The sequence below is a fragment of the Pseudoramibacter alactolyticus ATCC 23263 genome, assembly GCF_000185505.1.
GTDB lineage: Bacteria > Bacillota > Clostridia > Eubacteriales > Eubacteriaceae > Pseudoramibacter > Pseudoramibacter alactolyticus.
In genome coordinates, this window is the sequence record NZ_GL622359.1 from 1,444,376 (window position 1) to 1,462,764 (window position 18,389).

Below are 18,389 nucleotides of genomic sequence, written 5' to 3' on the forward strand. Positions count from 1 at the left end.
TCTCTGTGTCTTAGTCTTAAGCCCTCTGGGCCGTTCTTATCTTCAATACAGGACCCATTCCCTGATTTTGTCACGGAAATCTTTTGAGCTTTTGACTCCTTCTAGGCAATCACCCCACTTACCTTAACGATACAGTTCAACACACTGTCTTTTAAATTCATAACTATAGCGTATAAAAATTCCCTCCTTATTGACTATTCAATAAAGAGAGTATATATCGGAAAGCTACACCGTTTTCCAAAAACATTTTATGAGCACAGCCCAAAGGCAGCAGCGTTTTTATTGCCTATTTTTAACGGTGGATGTCTTTACCCAAGTGGATGTCTTTACCCAAAAAGAAAACGCCGATGGTGTCCGGACCGCAATGGGCCCCAACCACCGGATCAATAAAATGAATCAGGCACTCGTCAGGATGCACGCGCTCGCGAATTCGCCGGCTCAGGTACTGGGCATCCTCAATACAATCCCCGTGGGCAATGAAAACGGTTTGTCTGTCGGGCTCCACAATGCTGTTTCCCATCTCGCGCACCAAAACGTCCAACGCCCTCTTTCGACTGCGCACCCGCTTAGCTGGCACCAATGCGCCGCGCTCGTTAATCCGCAAAATGGGTTTTTGCCCCAATAATTTGGCCCAAAACAACCGGCCGTTATCGCGGCCACTCTTCTGAAGAAACTGGAGGTTGCCCACGGTAAACCACTGTCTCACAAGGGAGCGATTGGCCAGCAGCCATCGATAAACCGTTTCGAGATCCTCCCCCTGCTCCTGCAAAATGCCGGCGTGGTACACCAACAGCCCTTCCCCCAGCGATGCCGCCAAAGAGTCCACCATACGAATGGTCCGTTCCGGATAAGCCGCCGCGAGCGCATGGAGCACAAATTTGGCCGTGGCAAAGGTGTCTGACAGCGTTGAGGAAAATCCAATATAAAGCAAATCGTCGCCGTGCGCCAGCACCTCCCGAAAAACCGTTTCACACCGTTCCTTGTTCAGCGGATGGGTGTTGAAGCGCACCCCCCGCCGCATTTTTGTATAAAGCTGTTTCAATTGGTCCAGCTCATCCATCCGATAGCTTTTTACCGTCAATTCACAGTTGTCGACATTGAGCGTCAGCGGGATCACCCGAATGGCATATTGCTCAACCAGACGTCTCGGTAAATTGCACGCCGAATCCGTCACAATGACATAACTCATACGTCCTCCTGATGCATATTGATTTCCACGGTCGCAAATACTGTCTTTACCAAGTCCATTATAGCAGATTCAACGCATTCTGCCATCCAAAATAAAAAAGCCATGCGCGTTGCATGGCTTCATAATGACTGATTGAATTATGCCATCATGGCTTCAACCGGTCCCAACCGCTGTTCGTCGATTAAAGCGATTTTGACCGACCGCGTCAAAACATCGGAATACGAAAAGCTCAAGCGTTCCGCAGGACGGTTTTTTTCGGCTTCCACCGTCACGGTAAAAATGCTGGGATACACGGCTTCAATGCGTCCCACCTTGTGGTATAGCTTTTTCTTACTTTTGTGGGCCTCCAGCTTGATCAAGTCGCCCTTATGAGATTCAACCTCACGCTTAACGTCAATCAGCGTGGCGCGTTGTTTTTGTCGCTGCATTTCTCTTCACCTCGTACTATGATGTGAGCCTAGTATACCATGATATTTACTAAAAGTAAAGGGCTATATTATAGCAATTGAAAATAACCCTGTCAATATGTAAATATTTTTCATTTTCAATAATTGCTTTTCATTTTCATTTAAAACTTCAGATCTTTTCGATCCATTAAACTGTAGCATGCTCGTTTCAAAGTATTGCTGCTAAATACGGGCTGATTTTGATGGCCACCACAAGATATGCCGCAGGCTCTCCCCGCAATCAGCCCATCGTCTTTCCAAATTTTATTTTTTAACCGCAGCCGTGCAATTTTTTTCATAATCGGTGCGCCATTCTCGCCAAAAATCTCTTCTTATTTTCATAAGCTCGTTTTTTAGAATGTTTTCAGCCCCAGCGGGTGCACTTTCCCCAGTGATATGATATGATGCTAAAAAACCGCATTGGCGGTTGCAGGGAGCTTTTTTTATGTCGCAAAGCCGTTCACCCATCATTTTAACCCACGAGCAGCAGCAGTCCATGATGCGCTTTGAGCGCACCCGGTCCCAAATGCGTTCGCCCCACAGCGGCGGCGCCATCGCCTATGCCGGCACCTCCGGATCCTACGCCGAAGAGGCCGCGCTGCGGTTTTTTGGAACGGACAGCTTGTGCATCGCCCACAAAACCTTTGAAGACGTCTTTAAATCCATCACCGGCGGCGGGTGTGACTACGGCGTCCTCCCCATCGAAAACACGTCCACCGGCTCCATCACCGCTGTTTACGATTTACTGGTCAAATACCGAGCGGCCATCGTCGGCGAAATCTCTATCGCCATTCGCCACTGCCTGCTCGGCAATCAAGGCGCCAGTCTGACCGATATCCAAAGCGTTTATTCCCATGAGCAGGGTTTTGCCCAATCCCAGGCCTTTCTCTCCCAATATCCGCAATGGCTGCACGTAGCCTATCACAACACAGCCGTCGCGGCCAAAATGGTTCACGCGTCCGGTGATAGGCATAAGGCCGCTATCGCCAGCCGCCGCGCCGCCAAAATCCACGGCCTCCAAATTCTCGCGGCCGATATCAATTCTTCCGATCTGAATACGACCCGCTTTGTCGTCGTATCCCGGGAGGCAGAACGGCGCCCCTACTGCAATAAAATCTCTCTGATGTTCCAGCTTCCCCACACCGAGGGCGCGCTTTATCACCTTCTCGGCATTTTTAACACTTATCACCTCAATATGACCAAAATTGAATCCCGGCCTATTCCTGGCACGCAGTGGCGATACCGTTTCTTTCTCGATTTTATCGGCCTGGAGGACGAATCCGAGCTCCCCGAGCTGATGCGCCAGGTCATGGGGGCCACCCAGTCGTTTTATTTCCTGGGAAATTATCCGGCGAATACCATTGTCCACTGAACTTTTCTAAAAGAAAATGGCCAATTAAAAACCGACTATCGATGGATAGCCGGTTTTTAATCGTTGGTTTTTGACCGAATTTAGAATCTGCCGATGGTATTATTCGCCGTGACGATTCTCTGGATTTCGTTGGTCCCTTCAAAGATCTGGAAGATCTTGGCATCACGCATGAGTTTTTCGACCGGATAATCACGGATATAGCCATAGCCGCCGAACATCTGAACGGCTTCCGTGGTGCATTCCATCGCGGTATCGGAAGCGAAGCATTTCGCAATGGCCGCTTCTCTGGAGAACGGAACACCTTGATCCATCAAAGTCAGCGCATAAGCGTTCATCTGGCGGGAAGCTTCGATCTTGATTGCCATATCGGCAATCTTGAACTGCATCGCCTGGAATTTCAGCACCGGGCGACCAAACTGTTTACGTTCTTTCGTATAAGCAATGGCTTCGTTCATCGCTCTCTGCGCCAAACCGGTGGAAACAACGCCCATCCAGGCACGAGCCTGATCCAAAGTCTTCATGGCAATGGCAAAACCCTTGCCTTCGCCGCCGAGGAGGTTTTCTTTCGGAACGCGGACATCTTCCAGGATAACGTCGGTTGTGTTGGACAGACGAATCCCCATCTTATCTTCTTCCACACCGTGAGACAGGCCGGGGGTGTCCTTTTCGACCAGGAAAATGGACATACCGTGCGTGCCGGGGGCCTCTTTATCGGTTAGAGCGGTGATGCAATAGAAATCGGCAATACCGCCATTGGTGATGAAGCATTTCTGACCATTTAAGATATAATCGTCGCCGTCTTTAACCGCCACGGTTTTACCGGCACCCGGGTCAGAACCGGCGCCAGGTTCTGTCAGACCGAAAGCCCCGAACCCGCCGTTAACCAGGATATCACACACGCGGGCCTTCTGATCTTCGTTACCGGCGATCAAAACCGGTTTAGTCCCCAAGCCGGAAGCGGAAATCGTGGTTGCAAAGCCGGCATCAGCAACGGCCATTTCTTCAAACAGTGCAGCAACGTCAACACGGGAGAGGCCCGGTCCGCCGTATTCTTCCGGAATTTCCAAAGCATTCAGGCCCATTTCCTTGGCCGCTTCGTACATTTCTGCCGGGAATTCGCCGGTCTTATCGTATTCCTTCGCCTGTTCGACCACGTTTTGTTCACAAAACTCGTGAATATCCCGCAACAGGTCTTTTGCTTCATCAGAAATTAAGTATGCCATAATTTTTTCCCTTCTCTAAAAATTTCGAAATTTCCCTCTCCGAATCATTCCACCCCAGCCGACGCCCAATATGACGGTTTGTACCATCCTTGTACGCGGCGTTTGATTGTACTATGTACAAATCAAAGGTCTCGATGATCCGTCGGAGAAGCCACCGAATCATCAAGACCATTATAACACAGTTCACGACGTTTTCAATGCGCGTGTGAAATTTTTATCAATTTTTAATCGTCTCCCTTATCAGGGCGATTCAAAACCGTCCGGCTCTTTATTCTGCGTCCAGGCTAAAGCAGACCTTGCCCGGATTGAGGATCATGTTCGGGTCAAAGACTTTCTTGATGCCGAGCATCAGCGCCATGTTCTTGTCGCCGACCATATCGCGCAAATAGCTCATCTTGCCCATGCCGATGCCGTGTTCGCCGGAGATCAGGCCGCCGAGTTCAACCGCTTTGGCATACACTTTCTTCATGAAGATATCGGATTCCTGCATAAAGGCTTCCTTATCGTCGCCGTCACTGCACAGATAAATATGGAGGTTCCCGTCACCGGCATGACCGAAGTCTTTGATGACATAGTCTTTCCCTTCGCCCAGAGATTTGGCATAGGTCAAAAATTCCGGAATCTTGGTAATCGGCACCACGACGTCACATTCGTCGAGGAGTTTGGTGTTGTCTTCGATCGTGTCGAGCAGGCCACTGCGGATCGCCCAGGCATCGCGGAGCAACTGCGGAGTATCTGCCACGAGCACGTCCACCGCGCCGGCTTCAAGCACAATTTCCGAAGCTTTTTCGATTTTGTCCATCACCTCGTCTTCGTCGTTGCCGTCAAAGGTCGCCAGCACGAAAGCACCGATATCAATCCCGTCCATTTCAGAGGGGAAAACATCCTTTTCGAGCTGTTTCTGGGTATCCATGGTCACATCTTTTTCCATGAATTCCAGCGCCTGCGGATCGAGATGCGCCGCGAACAGCTTCGGCACGGCGGCAATGGCTTCTTCCAGGGTCGGATAAGGGATGATCATCGACATGGTGGTTTCCGGCGGGGTAATCACCTTCAGGGTCATTTCGGTAATGATGCCGAGGGTCCCTTCAGAGCCGATCATCAGATCGAGCAGAGAATAGCCGCTGCTGGTTTTGGAAACGGAAGCGCCTTCGCGAACAATTTCGCCATCCGGCAGGACCACGGTCATCGAGCGGACATAGTCGCGGGTGGTGCCGTATTTAACAGCGCGCATCCCACCGGCGTTGGTCGAAACGTTGCCGCCGACGGTCGCAAATTTTTCACCGGGATCCGGCGGATACATCACGCCGTGTTTTAAGGCATCTTCGGCCAAATCATTGAGCAGCACGCCCGGCTGAATGGTAACGGTGTAGTTATCAAGATCATAGCTGATGATCTGATTCATTTTGGTGGTCGAAAGCATCACGCCGCCTAAAATAGCCACCGCCGCCCCGGTCAGTGCTGTTCTGGCTCCGGACGGCGTCACCGGAATTTTATTGTCGTTACAAATCTTCATGACCGCGGCGACTTCTTCGGTCGTCGTCGGCTCGACCAGCACGTCCGGCATGTTTTCGCCGTAAATGCGCATTTCATCGTGGGAAAAATCTTCGTTGATATCCCCGTCGACGATCACATGGCCATTTGCCGCTGTTTTAAGCTGCTCAATAATTTCCGGTGTGATCTGATTATACGTGTACTTACTCATTCAAGTAGTCCTCCTTTAACTCCACAACACTTGATTGACTCTCATTGGGTCGTCCAACCGGTCCGACCAATTTATAAACTTATTATACGCTTTTCTTCAATCTAATTCAAGCGTGCTCGGCGTTTTCAAAAAATTACATTCATTCTTTTAAACTATCCTTAACATTTATCGAACGAATTTTTCCATTTTCATCGCAAAAAGTTACCCCGTTCACACTGATTCATGATAAGATGGACACAAAACATGGCCATTGATGGCTTTGGCGGCCCTGCTGCCAACAGCCACCGTGTCCGATTCAGGACGTGCCGGCCAATCCATTATCTATTATTCAGGAGGCTTATTGATGCACCATATTCGCAAAGTAACCGACGATCTTTACTGGATCGGCGCCAATGACAGAAGAACCGAACGGTTTGAAAATATTCACCCCATTCCCGAAGGCGTCAGCTACAACGCCTACATGCTCCTCGACGAAAAGACCGTGCTCTTTGACACCGTCGACTGGTCCTGCGGGCGTCAGTTTTTTGACAACGTCGAAGCCGCTTTAAACGGCCGCCCGCTGGACTATGTCATCGTCCACCACGTAGAACCCGACCACGCAGCCACCCTCGGCGAACTGCTTCTTCATTACCCGAATGCCCGGGTCATCGGCACCGCCAAGGCCAAACAATTTCTCACTCAGTTCAGCACCGATGTCGCCGATCGTTTCGACGCCGTCAAAAACGGGGACAGCAAAAGCTTCGGCCGGCACGAAATCCATTTTGTCGCCGCGCCGATGGTCCACTGGCCGGAGGTGATGGTGAGCTTTGACAGCACGAACGGCGTGCTCTTTTCCGCCGATGCCTTCGGTTCTTTCAAGGCCCTCGACGGTAAACTTTTCGCCGACGAAGTCAATTTTGACCGCGATTGGATCGACGAAGCCCGTCGCTACTACACCAATATCGTCGGCAAATACGGCAAAAACGTTCAGGGGCTGCTCAAAAAAACCGCGGCACTCGATATCCGGATGATCTGCCCTCTCCACGGGCTCATCTGGCGCAAAAATCTAAGCTATTTCATCGACAAGCACGACAAATGGAGCCGCTACGAACCGGAATCCAAGGGCGTGCTCGTCGTCTATGCCTCGATGTACGGCGATACGGAACAGGCCGCGGACATTCTGGCGGGCAAATTGGTGGAAAACGGCGTGACGGATGTCCGGGTCTTCGACATTTCCAAAACGGATAAGTCCTACCTGATCAGCGAAGCCTTCCGCCTCTCACACCTGGTGCTGGCCTCCTGCACCTACAACCTGCATATTTATCCGCCGATGGATGCCTTCATTACCGATATGAAAATGCTCGCGCTCAGTGGCCGCACGGTCTCCGTCATCGAAAACGGCACCTGGGCCATCAAAGCCGGCACCCTCATCGAAGAAAAACTGGCCGCCATGAAGGATATGAAACGCCTCGAAAACAAGGTGACCATCCAATCCTCGGTATCCACGGATAACAAGGCCGCTCTCGATGCGCTGGCCGACGCCATTGCCGCAGACATTAACAAACATTAATTCACCCCTTTACCGGCCGCGGATCATCAAAAAGCCCGCCGACAAGTTTTCGTCTTGTCGGCGGGCTTTTACTTTATGTTTTTGTATTTTGTGTTGAATCGGCCGCTTTTATCCCACAAGACCGAGCATCGGCAGGAAGTAGCAGACCAAACCGCCGATAATCACATAGATCAGGCAGTATTTAAAGACTGAACGCAGCACTTCGCTTTCGGCCCCTGCCATGGCAATAGCAGAAGTCCCGATGGCAATCCCCTGCGGGCTGATCATCTTGCCGATGCCGGCCCCCATGGTGTTGGCCACGGCCAGCCAAGACGGATTCGCCCCAATGCTGATCGCCGTCTGGCGCTGCAAGTCTCCGAAGAGCACGGTCGTCGATGTGCCGGAACCGGTGACAAACGCGCCGATCGTCCCGATAAGCGGCGAAACCAGCGGGAAGAAAGTCCCGGTCGCTGCCACGAGCACATTGGCAATTTCGCCGGTCATGCCGCTGTGGGTCATGATCTTGGCCAGAGCCAGCACGGAGCAGATGGTCACAATGGTCTTCCAGTTGCCGACCACCGTGGCTTTAAACACCTTGCCCTGGGTCGACATCTTGGCGCCCTGCACCAAGCCGCCGATAATCGCCGCGATAAAGATAATGATCCCCGGGGTGTTGATCCAGGTAAAACCGAGCGGCGACGCGCCCTTGCCGTTGTAGATCGTGATTTGAGAAGCAATGCTCGACAGCGGATCGTGAATCGCCGGCACCAGGCTGGAGGTTAGAATCAAGAAAACGAAAATCAGGATGAACGGGCACCAGGCCTTCACCGCCGACCCGACCGTCATTCCCTTCAAATCCGCCATGCTGTCTGATTTTTTCGTCATGAATTCTTCCGGCGGATCTTTCCTCATCGAACGGGCCACGAGAATGGTGACGGCCATACAGCAAATCGAGCCGATGATATCCGGCAGTTCCGGGCCGATGAATGTCCCGGCCAAAAATGCCGGCACCACAAAGGCCAGCGAGGAAATCAGCGTAATCCCCCACACGCCCTTCATGCCTTTAAAGCCTTTGCCCAAAATAAGCATGGCAAAGAACGGCGATAAGAACATCAGCAGTGCCTGAATCAGCGCGGTGTTCGCCGCCAGAGTCGAAGCATTGAGGCCTGTCACGGCCGCCAGGGTCGTCGTCGGTACCCCGACGGAACCAAAGGCTGTCGGCGTCGAGTTAACCACGAGGCAGGCCACCACCGTCGGAATCGGGTCGAAGCCCAGACCGACGAGGATACTCGCCGGAATGGCCACAGCCGTCCCGAAGCCGGCCATCCCTTCCATGAAGTTGCCGAAGCCCCAGCCGATGATGAGCATCAGCACCCGCTGGTCCATCGACACCGACGACAGCATGCCTTTAATCGAATCCATCGACTTGGTCTCAAGCGTCAGATTGTAGGTGAACAGCGCGGCGATAATCACGAGAATGATCGGCCACAACGCATTGAGCGCTCCTTCCAGGGCCGCTGTCCCCACGTTGCTTACCGACAGATTGAACTTTGCCAGCGCGATGATGGCCCCGATGACCAGTGCGATCACACAGGCTTTAAAGCCCGGCATTTTCAGCACGCTCAGCGCAATGATCAGCCATAAAATCGGTAATAATGCCAGAATGAAATTAACTGCTTGCATATCTTGTCTCCTCTTTCTCCTCAAAATATGTAATCCATTAAAAAACCTTTTTTTATTATACAGTGGTCCGACCAATATGTCAAGATACACCTCAATAATTTATCTTTGTTTATTGAGGGGGCTGTGTTAAAATAATATCTCAAAAATCAGTTAAATGACCCTGTACAGCAATCACAACGGAGCACCATCATGACCAACTCGAAAGCACCACAAAAACGCGTTTATCAGATTATCATGGACCAGATCATGACGCAATTAAAACATCATAAACTGCACCCGGGCGATCGTCTGCCTCCGGAACGCAAATGGGCCGAGGAACTCGGCGTTTCCCGCGGTGCTGTCCGCGAGGCCATCCGCGCCCTCGAAATGATCGGCCTCGTGACCATCCGTCAGGGCGGCGGTACCTTTATCAACGCGGATTACAGCCTCGCCATGACCCAGCCCATGACCATTTCCTTCTGGCTGGGGGGCGGCACGGTTTACAACGTGCATCATTTCCGCCAATGCCTGGAGCAAGAAGCTGCCTATCTGGCCGCGCGCCACGCCACCGCCGACGACATTGCCACGCTTCAGCGTCTGGCCGATGCCATGGCCCACGAGCCGGACTCCGTCAAAAGCGCGGCCATCGATCGCCGCTTCCACGATACCATCGCCATCATCTCCGGCAACGGCCTGATCCACGATGCGCTGGCCTCCGTCGGTTCGCTGCTCGACGATATCCTTTACGAATCCCGGGTGGCCATCATTTCCGAAGAGCAGGGCGAGGGCGTTCTCGCCTTCCAGCACAGCCTCCTGGTGGACGCCATTGCTGCCGGCAATCCGGATCTGGCCCTTAAGCGCATGAAAGAACACATGCTTTACGTCGAGGATTTTCTCAGCGACCTCACCGATCTTTTCACCACCAGCACCATTCAGCTCAAATAAAAATACCCTCCTTACTGGATGTTCAGTAAAGAGGGTACATATCAAAAACCGACGACCTTTTTTATTGCTAACAACGTCAGATGGTTTGTTTGCAGCTTTCGGGCGTAAAAACCAGCACCCGATTGGCAAAGTCACACTTGGACTTCATCTGATCGAACAGCGGCCCTTCTTTATAGAAGGCCGCCGTGCCCACCAGCAGACAGCCGGTGCCCATGCCCATTTTTCCCTGAACCTCCGGACTGCCCACGGTGATTTCGACATGGGGCTGCGCCCGATTGTTTTTTTCCGTTTGGATAAAGCCGAAGCACGGAATCAAAATTTTTTCGTCATCGGTAACAATCAAGTATTTATTCCATGTGTTGGCCATATGCGGAATGCCTTCCGCCGATGCCGTCGCCACCGCAACCATCCCATCGTGGGCAATGCAATCATAAAACACCTCATTTAATACACTCATATTTTCTCCTTTGCTTAAAGCCGGCTGCCTGACAGCCAATCTTCCCATCTATTTCCGGGACTGCTATTAAATTGAGCGCATTCTATCAAAGAAAACTTTACCTCATCTTAATTGTCCGCGGCCGTTTTCGCGCGCTTAGCTTGCGCGCGTCCCCTGACATCGCCCACCAAAATTCACCGTTCAGTTTTTCAAACAACGTTTTGTTTTCCGGGCTCCGCCGCGGCGCACTTCCCATTTTGAGCCGAAGCGCCTTCTTTCGAAAACAATCGTGTCTTTTTACAGCCGTTTGTCCGCATTCGCTCAATCCCCGACCGCTGCGATTTTTGCGGACAATAAAAAACAGCCGAAGGTAGCTCGGCTGTTTGGATTGCGTTTATTTCGCTTCATTGACAATCACGGAGATCCCGTTGGGAATCACGGTGAATTTGGCGTCCTGACCCTTGATTTCAAGCGCCTTTGCCACGGCTTCTTCAATCGTTGCGGCATACATCATCTTCATGTCCTCAATGGTCTGCTGCATTTCCGAGCGGCTGACATAAATCACCGGGTGATGAATCAAAATCCGCGCCTGAATCTGGTATTCCCATTGATCCGCTTTGGTTTCTTCCTGGGGGACCTGCAGAATTTCGTCCATCAGCGACTGGGCCGAATCGCAGTTCTTCAGCGCCTGATAAAAACCTTCGCCGCCGGTGCCGTCGCCGCAGTCGGCACACATGATGATCACGCCGCCTTCTTTGGCCGTGGCCTCCGCCGCCGTCATCCCCTTGACGCACTGATACATATTTTGGTCGAGGGGCGCCCCGCCGTTGCTGGTGATGACGATATCCGCCGGGATCGCATCCACCTGGCAATACCCTTTGAGAAAGGCGCAGCCCGCTTCATGGGCTTCAAATTTATCGCCGGCAAACGCCGCGACGACCTTTTTATCTTCGTCGATCACAACGTTGACAATATAAGCCAGGTTCGCCTGCTCGGCCGCGCTCTTCATGTCTTTGTGCAGGGGATTGCCCTCGAGAATCCCAGTTCTGGCATAGGGGCTGTCGATGAATTTCGAGCAGTGATTGCCCATGACCGTTACGCGGTCGCTGACGCCGGGCAGCACGCTCTTGCGCCCGCCAGAAAATCCCGCGAAAAAGTGCGGTTCAATAAAGCCTTCCGCCACCAGCAGATCCGTTTCCGCCGCGACCTTGTCGATGATCAGATCCGCGCCGGAGGGCAGCACGCCGATTTTCACATTAGCGGCGGCATCGGCCGAATCGTGAATGACGATTTTTTCTTCGTCCACCACCTTGTCGCCTAATTTGCTGCGCAGCTCCGCATCAGAAGTCAGCCGATGGAAGCCCGTTGCCACCAGCAGGGTGATGGCGATGTCCGGATTGCCTTCCCGCAGCTCTTCGAGCATAAAGGGAATGATGTGTTTGCTGGGCACCGGACGGGTATGGTCCGAAATGATGATGGTGCAGGTTTTCTTGCCTGCAGCGAGTTCTTTCAGGGTTTTGCCGCCATAGGGTTTGGCCATCGCCGCTTTAACGATATCGTCCTCCGAGCCTTCAGACTTGAGTGCCCCGATATTCGATTCCAGAACGCCGGCCACCTGATCGTCCGCCAGATTTAACGTCAATTTACCGCTGCCACAGGGAATATTGAATTTCATACCTTACTCCTTTTTCTCAATCCGTTTTCTCCAAGCACGGTTAGCCAAAATTGGTCTAACCTTTTTCTTTATTATAGACCCTTTTTCCCCTTTCGTGCAAGCCCTTTTCATTATTGCTTAACTTTACCTCAAGCTTAAAACGCTTCCCACTTCGCCTCATCAGATGTCCGTCATCTGCAAAATGCCCCTATTAAAAAAGACCGCCGAAGCGGTCAAAAAATCAAAATAAAAAATTTAGATATCAGATAAAGGTATAGCCGGCCGCCTTGTAAAGCCGGTTGATCAATGCCAGCGTATCGTTGCCGACGGGCACATCTTCTGCAAAAATATGAGTCGCGCCGAGATCGTCGAAGGCCCGCAGGCAGTCAAAGAGATTGTGGCCCATAGCCGCCGGATCTGTCTGGCTGCCCAGAGAAAGAATCATCCCCCGGCGGTAATGCCCCAGGGTTTCGTCCGTCGCGAGCACCGCCGGTTTGTCCTGCGCCTTTAGGCCGTCGATAGCCGCGTTGATCTTGGCAGCTTTCTCCCCGTCGCTGCCCCTGGCAATCACCATTCGGCCGTGAGGCGCATAATGCCGGTATTTCATCCCCGGCGAGCGCACTTCTTCAGGGATCACCGGCCTGGTGGTATTGGGCGACACCGCCACCGGCCCGATCACCCGTTCGATATCCGCCACCGTGATGCCGCCGGGCCGCAGCACCGTCGGCGGGATGGATGTCATATCGATCACGGTGGACTCCAGCCCCACGTCCGATTCGTCCGCAACGAGAATCGCATCCACCTTTTCAAGCATATCCTCCAACACATGCCGGCCCCGGGTCGGACTCGGCCGGCCGGAAATATTGGCCGACGGCGCCGCAATCGGTACCCCGCTGGCTACAATCAGCTGTCTGGCATAGGGATTGCTGGGGAACCGGATGCCCACCGTCCCGAGACCGGCCGTCACGGCATCGGGAACGGCCGCCGAACGCCGCAGGATCATCGTCATGGGGCCCGGCCAATAGGCCTCGGCTAATTGCCTGGCCTTCTCCGGCACTTCAGCCACCAGCTCCGAAATTTGATCCCAATCGGCGATATGCACAATCAACGGGTTGTCGGCCGGTCGGCCTTTGGCTTCAAAAATTTTAGCTATCGCCGCCGGATCGAAAGCATTGGCGCCCAAACCGTAAACCGTTTCCGTCGGGAAAACCACCGTTCCCCCGTCGCGGATGATCTGCCCGCAGCGGGCAATGCTTTGGGCAACATCGTCCTGATTTAAATCGTATAATGCTGTTTCCATCATTGATCCTCTGCGTTAAGATTCCGTCAAATCCACATCCCATTCGTCCAACAGGCGCTGTTTCATCTTCCAGAGCTTCTGGGACAAATCCACATGGAACACATGAGGATTGACCATGCGCTTAAAGGCCGGCCACAGGGTCGCTTTTTCATCCACAAGATGCGCCGCAATGTCCCGAATGCTCGGCTTGTCATAAACCAGCCGCCCCTTCACAAAAACCGGCACCAGTAATTCTTTATGATAAAAATCCCGCAGGGTCATTTTTTTCCAGGTGTGCATCGGGTGGAAAATGGTCAGCGGCTTGCTGTCGTCAATCGTTTCCCCGTCCAGATAAAGCTGATCGGCCAGGGCCATGTGATTGCTCTTGCTGTAAAAACGCACAATTTTTTTATAGCCCGGATTGGTGATCTTCCAGGGATCGTCGGAAATTTTGATTTTGGGCTTACCGTCGATCTCCGCCATTTTATAGACCCCGCCGAGGGCCGGACTGTCATAGGCGGTGATGAGCTTGGTGCCGATACCCCAGGAATTGATTTTCGCACCCTGCAGCTTCAAATCTTTAATCAGATATTCGTCGAGATCCGACGAGGCGACGATGGTCGCATCGACAAAGCCGGCATCGTCGAGCATTTTGCGCGCTTCCGCCGTCAAATAAGCCAAATCCCCGGAGTCGATGCGAATGCCGTAATTCCCGGTAATGGCACCGCTTTCCTTCCCCTCACGAAAAACTTTAATCGCATTGGGCACCCCCTGCTCCAGGGTGTTATAGGTGTCGACCAGCAGCACGGCATTACCGGGATTATAGGCCACAAATTTGCGAAAAGCCTCGAGCTCCGTGTCGTAACTGAGCACAAAGCTGTGGGACATCGTTCCCATGGCGGGCCGGCCGAGCATCGCTTCTGTTTCGACCACAGAAGTCCCGGCGCAGCCGCCGATCACCGCGGCCCGCGCCCCGTAATACCCGGCCTCGGTGCCGTGTGCCCGGCGCAGCCCGAATTCCATGATCGGATCGCCCTTGGCCTCTTCCACAATCCGGGACGCCTTGGTCGCAATCAATGTCTGATGATTGATAATGGCCAAAATCGTCGTCTCCACCAACTGTGCCTGAATTAAAGGCGCCTTGACCCGCACAATGGGCTCAAAGGGGAAGATGATCGTCCCCTCCGGCACCGCATAAATTTCACCGGTAAAGCAAAAATGGCGCATATAATCCAAATATGCCTCGGTGAATTCCGGATGATTCTTGTGCAGCAGGGCAATATCTTCTTCATCGAAGGAAAGCCCCTCGATATAATCGATGACCTGTTCTAAGCCCGCGGCCACGGTGTAGCCCCCTTCAAAGGGATTTTGCCGGATGAACACATCGAAAACGGCAATCTCGTTTTGCTTGCCGTCATTCAGGTACACGTTGCCCATACTCATCTGATACAAATCTGTCGCCAATTGCAGCTTTCTTGGAAATTGCATTATGTCCCTCTCATCTTTTGTGCGGCACCCAACGCCGTGCGCCGCCTTGATTCAAAGCGGAGGGCTCTTTCGTTCAGCCGGCTCTGCTTCATTTTTGTGACTCAATGATACCACATCCGTTGCAGCTCTGCCAAATCTTCCCGAAATAATCCCCCCGCCTGCCTTGCTTTCTTTGCGCATCCGCTAAAAAAACCGCGGACTTTCCGCGGTCAAGCACCGAAAAAAGGGGTCATTTACTTTTTTTAAAGCTGCCGGCTTTCAGGCCGACATCGGTTTTTCGGAGAAACGCTGTTCTCATTGTGCCCCGGGCATATTGTTTCGTCTTGGTATTGTAATGCATCACGCCGCGCACCGTTTTTTTGCCGTCCCTGGACGTCAGTGCCTGAGGCAGCCAATAAATATCAAAGCCATAGCGGTCGGCGTCGTAGCGGCTGCCGCGGTGTCCCGGCACAATCAGCCAACTGTAACGGCGGGCCACCTTTGACGCGCTGATACCCATGGCTTTAGCCAGGCGCCGATCCGCTTTTTCCGCTTCTTTTCCGGGAATCCCGGCCAGGAATGTATCCGTTTGATAACGGATGCCCTTCAGCCCCCGACTGTAATAATATTGCCGCAGCGAATAATCTTCTTTGGCTTTGTTTTGGTCGAGGAGCAAAGCTGCCAGGGTTTCCACCGCGATTTGATCGGGTTTGTCGGACGAATATTGAATTTTGTTCGAATTGACGCTTTTCACGACCGCGTCGCCGCGATCCGCCGCCGCACGATGCCAGTTCCCGCGATACACCATACCGCTGATGTGGCTCGGTTTGGCAAAACCGCCCTGCATAATGATTAACGCGATCACGGCCACCACGGAAAGTACCGCGGCCGCACCCAAAATCCTGGCGCCCCTTTGGCTCAGAGCAAAGGGTTTTTTGCCTCCCTGCTGATCGGTCTGCAATTGTCGCGTCGTCTGCCGCTCATCTTCGTGCATCTTCGTCCCCCCCATCTCGGTCGTTGGCTTATTATAGCATGAAACCCCGGCGGGCTCAATGCGGGGCGGTGACGAAACAAACAAACGTTCGATCGTGATCGATCGGCGTTTCGTCTGAATTTTTATTTATTAGGTCACGGCCCCGGGCTTTTGGCGCATTAAAAAACCCCGGGCGCATTATTGGCGCCCGAGGGGGAGAGGGGATTTTATTCCGGCAAACGCCGCACAATTTACATCCGGTCGTGACAGGTGCGGGCAATGACATCCAGCTGCTGTTCCCGGGTGAGGTCGATAAATTTAACCGCATAGCCGGAGACCCGAATCGTGAAATTCGCGTATTCTTCCTTTTCCGGATGTTCCATGGCATCCTTCAGCTTTTCGATGCCGAACACATTCACGTTCAAATGATGCGCGCCCTGATCGAAATAACCGTCCATGACGTGAACCAGATTATTCTTGCGTTCGTCTTCGCTGTGGCCCAGTGCGCCGGGATTGATGGTCTGGGTGTTGGAGATGCCGTCCAGCGCGTATTCATAGGGGAGCTTGGCCACGGAGTTCAGCGAGGCAAGCAGGCCGTTTTGTTCCGCACCGTAAGACGGGTTTGCACCGGGAGCGAAGGGCTTGTAGGCTTCGCGGCCGTCCGGCAGCGCGCCGGTCGCCTTGCCGTACACCACGTTGGAGGTGATGGTCAAAATCGATGTCGTCGGTTCGGAGTCGCGGTAGGTATGGTGCTTTTCGATCTTCTTCATGAAAGTCTTGAGCAGCCACACGGCGATTTCGTCCGCCCGGGGATCGTCGTTGCCGTATTTCGGGAAGTCGCCTTCGGTTTCATAATCGACCACCAGACCGGAATCGTCGCGGACGGTTTTAACCTTGGCGTATTTGATGGCCGACAGCGAATCGACCACATGGGAGAAGCCGGCAATGCCCGTCGCAAAGGTGCGGCGCACATTGGTGTCGATCAGCGCCATTTCCGCCGATTCATAATAATATTTATCGTGCATGTACTGAATCAGATTGAGGATGTTCACATAGAGCCCGGCCAGCCAATCCATCATCAGATCGTATTTGTGCATGACGGTGTCGTAATCGAGGTATTCGCTCGTAATCGGCGCGTATTCCGGACCGGCCTGCACCTTGAATTTTTCGTCCATGCCGCCGTTGATCGCGTAGAGCAGGCACTTGGCCAGATTGGCGCGAGCGCCGAAGAACTGCATTTCCTTCCCGGTCTGCGTAGCAGAGACGCAGCAGCAGATGCTGTAATCATCGCCCCAGATCGGCCGCATCACATCGTCGTTTTCGTACTGCACCGACGACGTGTTGACGGAAACTTTCGCCGCGTAGGCTTTGAAGTTGTGGGGCAGTCTTGAAGAATAAAGCACGGTCAGGTTCGGTTCCGGCGCCGGCCCCATGTTTTCGAGGGTGTGCAGGAAGCGATAATCGTTCTTGGTGACCATATGGCGTCCGTCCTGCCCGAGCCCGGCCACTTCGAGCGTCGCCCATACCGGGTCGCCGGAGAAAAGTTCGTTGTAAGACGGGATGCGGGCGAACTTGACCATGCGGAACTTGAGCACCATATGATCGATGAGCTCCTGGGCTTCGCTTTCGGTGAGCACACCGGCCTTGATATCCCGTTCGATATAAATATCCAGGAAGGTGGAAATGCGCCCGACCGACATGGCCGCACCGTTTTGGGTTTTAATGGCCGCCAGATAACCGAAATAGAGCCACTGCACCGCTTCCCTTGCGTCCTTGGCCGGCTGGGAGATATCGAAGCCGTAAGTGGCCGCCATATCCTTCATGCCCTTCAAAGCGCGGATCTGTTCGGTGATTTCTTCCCGCAGACGGATCACATCGTCTGTCATCGTGCCGTCGCCGCAGCCCGCAAAGTCTTCCTGCTTCTTTTCGATCAGGTAGTCAACACCGTAGAGCGCGATCCGTCTGTAATCGCCGACAATGCGGCCGCGGCCATAGGTATCCGGCAAGCCGGTCACGATATGGGTGTGGCGGGCCATCTTCATTTCCGGCGTGTAGGCATCAAACACGGCCTGATTGTGGGTTTTGTGATAGTCGTTGAAAATTTTGTGGAATTTGTCGTTCACATGGTAGCCGTAATTTTCGGCTGCCTGTTCCGCCATCTTGATGCCGCCGTAGGGCATAAAGGCGCGTTTTAACGGTTTATCGGTCTGCAGGCCGACGACCTTTTCGAGATCTTTCATCGATTCGTCGATATAGCCCGGTCCATAGGCCGTCAGGCCGGAGACCACTTCGGTTTCGCATTCGAGCACGCCGCCTTTGGCGCGTTCTGCCTTCTGCAGCTCCTGCAGGCGGTCCCACAGCTTATCGGTGGCCTCCGTCGGGCCGGCAAGAAAAGCTTCATCGCCGTCGTATTGCGTGTAGTTATTCTGGATGAAATCCCGCACGTTGACATCGTCATCCCAGTGACCACTTTTAAATCCTTGCCATTGTTCTCTCATTTTTTTCCTCCA

At 53.0% G+C, this 18,389-nt stretch carries 14 protein-coding genes; 3 read left to right on the top strand and 11 right to left on the bottom strand.

The window, feature by feature from the left end; translation table 11 throughout:
• Positions 1–292: 292 nt before the first annotated feature.
• Together HMPREF0721_RS06930 and HMPREF0721_RS06935 are read right to left on the bottom strand one after the other, a co-directional pair.
• Positions 293–1,189 carry a DegV family protein gene (locus HMPREF0721_RS06930; RefSeq protein WP_006598946.1) on the bottom strand — a complete coding sequence of 299 codons (897 nt, stop codon included), beginning with the start codon at positions 1,187–1,189 and terminating at the stop codon, positions 293–295.
• Between the two features lie 137 nt (positions 1,190–1,326).
• Positions 1,327–1,617: a Veg family protein gene (locus tag HMPREF0721_RS06935; RefSeq protein WP_006598947.1), complete on the bottom strand. Its 291-nt coding sequence runs from the start codon at positions 1,615–1,617 to the stop codon at positions 1,327–1,329.
• A 463-nt stretch (positions 1,618–2,080) separates the two neighbouring features.
• Between HMPREF0721_RS06935 and HMPREF0721_RS06940 the strand changes: the two genes are divergently transcribed.
• A complete protein-coding gene (locus HMPREF0721_RS06940) occupies positions 2,081–3,007 on the top strand; it encodes a prephenate dehydratase (protein WP_006598949.1) in 927 nt (308 codons plus the stop codon).
• Positions 3,008–3,087: 80 nt separating this feature from the next.
• On the opposite strand, the gene HMPREF0721_RS06945 is transcribed toward HMPREF0721_RS06940, so the two are convergent.
• A complete protein-coding gene (locus HMPREF0721_RS06945) occupies positions 3,088–4,230 on the bottom strand; it encodes an acyl-CoA dehydrogenase family protein (RefSeq protein ID WP_006598950.1) in 1,143 nt (380 codons plus the stop codon).
• A 268-nt stretch (positions 4,231–4,498) separates the two neighbouring features.
• Positions 4,499–5,935 (bottom strand): FAD-binding oxidoreductase, encoded by a 1,437-nt coding sequence (locus HMPREF0721_RS06950; protein WP_006598952.1) that lies wholly within the window; start codon positions 5,933–5,935, stop codon positions 4,499–4,501.
• Positions 5,936–6,278: 343 nt separating this feature from the next.
• Between HMPREF0721_RS06950 and HMPREF0721_RS06955 the strand changes: the two genes are divergently transcribed.
• Positions 6,279–7,484, top strand: a complete 1,206-nt coding sequence (locus HMPREF0721_RS06955; protein WP_040639975.1) for an FprA family A-type flavoprotein — start codon at positions 6,279–6,281, stop codon at positions 7,482–7,484.
• A gap of 108 nt (positions 7,485–7,592) precedes the next feature.
• On the opposite strand, the gene HMPREF0721_RS06960 is transcribed toward HMPREF0721_RS06955, so the two are convergent.
• Positions 7,593–9,146, bottom strand: a complete 1,554-nt coding sequence (locus HMPREF0721_RS06960) for an L-lactate permease (RefSeq protein WP_006598954.1) — start codon at positions 9,144–9,146, stop codon at positions 7,593–7,595.
• Positions 9,147–9,335: 189 nt separating this feature from the next.
• Between HMPREF0721_RS06960 and HMPREF0721_RS06965 the strand changes: the two genes are divergently transcribed.
• Positions 9,336–10,070: a FadR/GntR family transcriptional regulator gene (locus HMPREF0721_RS06965; protein WP_006598955.1), complete on the top strand. Its 735-nt coding sequence runs from the start codon at positions 9,336–9,338 to the stop codon at positions 10,068–10,070.
• 76 nt (positions 10,071–10,146) lie between these two features.
• Here HMPREF0721_RS06965 and HMPREF0721_RS06970 read toward each other — a convergent pair whose 3' ends face one another.
• The 6 genes from HMPREF0721_RS06970 to pflB all read right to left on the bottom strand — a co-directional run bounded on the left by HMPREF0721_RS06970 (position 10,147) and on the right by pflB (position 18,377).
• Positions 10,147–10,527, bottom strand: a complete 381-nt coding sequence (locus HMPREF0721_RS06970) for a pyridoxamine 5'-phosphate oxidase family protein (protein ID WP_040639976.1) — start codon at positions 10,525–10,527, stop codon at positions 10,147–10,149.
• Between the two features lie 373 nt (positions 10,528–10,900).
• Positions 10,901–12,181, bottom strand: a complete 1,281-nt coding sequence (larA, locus tag HMPREF0721_RS06975; RefSeq protein ID WP_006598957.1) for a nickel-dependent lactate racemase — start codon at positions 12,179–12,181, stop codon at positions 10,901–10,903.
• Positions 12,182–12,422: 241 nt separating this feature from the next.
• Positions 12,423–13,460, bottom strand: a complete 1,038-nt coding sequence (locus tag HMPREF0721_RS06980) for an L-threonylcarbamoyladenylate synthase (protein WP_040640366.1) — start codon at positions 13,458–13,460, stop codon at positions 12,423–12,425.
• A gap of 15 nt (positions 13,461–13,475) precedes the next feature.
• Positions 13,476–14,927, bottom strand: coding sequence for a nicotinate phosphoribosyltransferase (locus HMPREF0721_RS06985; protein WP_006598959.1), 1,452 nt, complete (start codon positions 14,925–14,927; stop codon positions 13,476–13,478).
• Positions 14,928–15,156: 229 nt separating this feature from the next.
• The gene (locus tag HMPREF0721_RS06990; RefSeq protein ID WP_040639977.1) at positions 15,157–15,900 is read right to left on the bottom strand and encodes a hypothetical protein; all 744 of its coding nucleotides are present in this window, start codon (positions 15,898–15,900) and stop codon (positions 15,157–15,159) included.
• 230 nt (positions 15,901–16,130) lie between these two features.
• On the bottom strand, positions 16,131–18,377 hold the full coding sequence (gene pflB, locus HMPREF0721_RS06995) for a formate C-acetyltransferase (protein ID WP_006598963.1): 2,247 nt from the start codon (positions 18,375–18,377) through the stop codon (positions 16,131–16,133).
• Positions 18,378–18,389: the final 12 nt, after the last annotated feature.

Coding starts and splice junctions, on each gene's coding strand:
- HMPREF0721_RS06970 (WP_040639976.1), bottom strand. CDS start 10,527: ATGAGTGTATTAAATGAGGTGTTTTATGATTGCATTGCCCACGATGGG.
- HMPREF0721_RS06935 (WP_006598947.1), bottom strand. CDS start 1,617: ATGCAGCGACAAAAACAACGCGCCACGCTGATTGACGTTAAGCGTGAG.
- HMPREF0721_RS06940 (WP_006598949.1), top strand. CDS start 2,081: ATGTCGCAAAGCCGTTCACCCATCATTTTAACCCACGAGCAGCAGCAG.
- pflB (WP_006598963.1), bottom strand. CDS start 18,377: ATGAGAGAACAATGGCAAGGATTTAAAAGTGGTCACTGGGATGACGAT.
- HMPREF0721_RS06955 (WP_040639975.1), top strand. CDS start 6,279: ATGCACCATATTCGCAAAGTAACCGACGATCTTTACTGGATCGGCGCC.
- HMPREF0721_RS06980 (WP_040640366.1), bottom strand. CDS start 13,460: ATGGAAACAGCATTATACGATTTAAATCAGGACGATGTTGCCCAAAGC.
- HMPREF0721_RS06960 (WP_006598954.1), bottom strand. CDS start 9,146: ATGCAAGCAGTTAATTTCATTCTGGCATTATTACCGATTTTATGGCTG.
- larA (WP_006598957.1), bottom strand. CDS start 12,181: ATGAAATTCAATATTCCCTGTGGCAGCGGTAAATTGACGTTAAATCTG.
- HMPREF0721_RS06990 (WP_040639977.1), bottom strand. CDS start 15,900: ATGCACGAAGATGAGCGGCAGACGACGCGACAATTGCAGACCGATCAG.
- HMPREF0721_RS06985 (WP_006598959.1), bottom strand. CDS start 14,927: ATGCAATTTCCAAGAAAGCTGCAATTGGCGACAGATTTGTATCAGATG.
- HMPREF0721_RS06945 (WP_006598950.1), bottom strand. CDS start 4,230: ATGGCATACTTAATTTCTGATGAAGCAAAAGACCTGTTGCGGGATATT.
- HMPREF0721_RS06965 (WP_006598955.1), top strand. CDS start 9,336: ATGACCAACTCGAAAGCACCACAAAAACGCGTTTATCAGATTATCATG.
- HMPREF0721_RS06930 (WP_006598946.1), bottom strand. CDS start 1,189: ATGAGTTATGTCATTGTGACGGATTCGGCGTGCAATTTACCGAGACGT.
- HMPREF0721_RS06950 (WP_006598952.1), bottom strand. CDS start 5,935: ATGAGTAAGTACACGTATAATCAGATCACACCGGAAATTATTGAGCAG.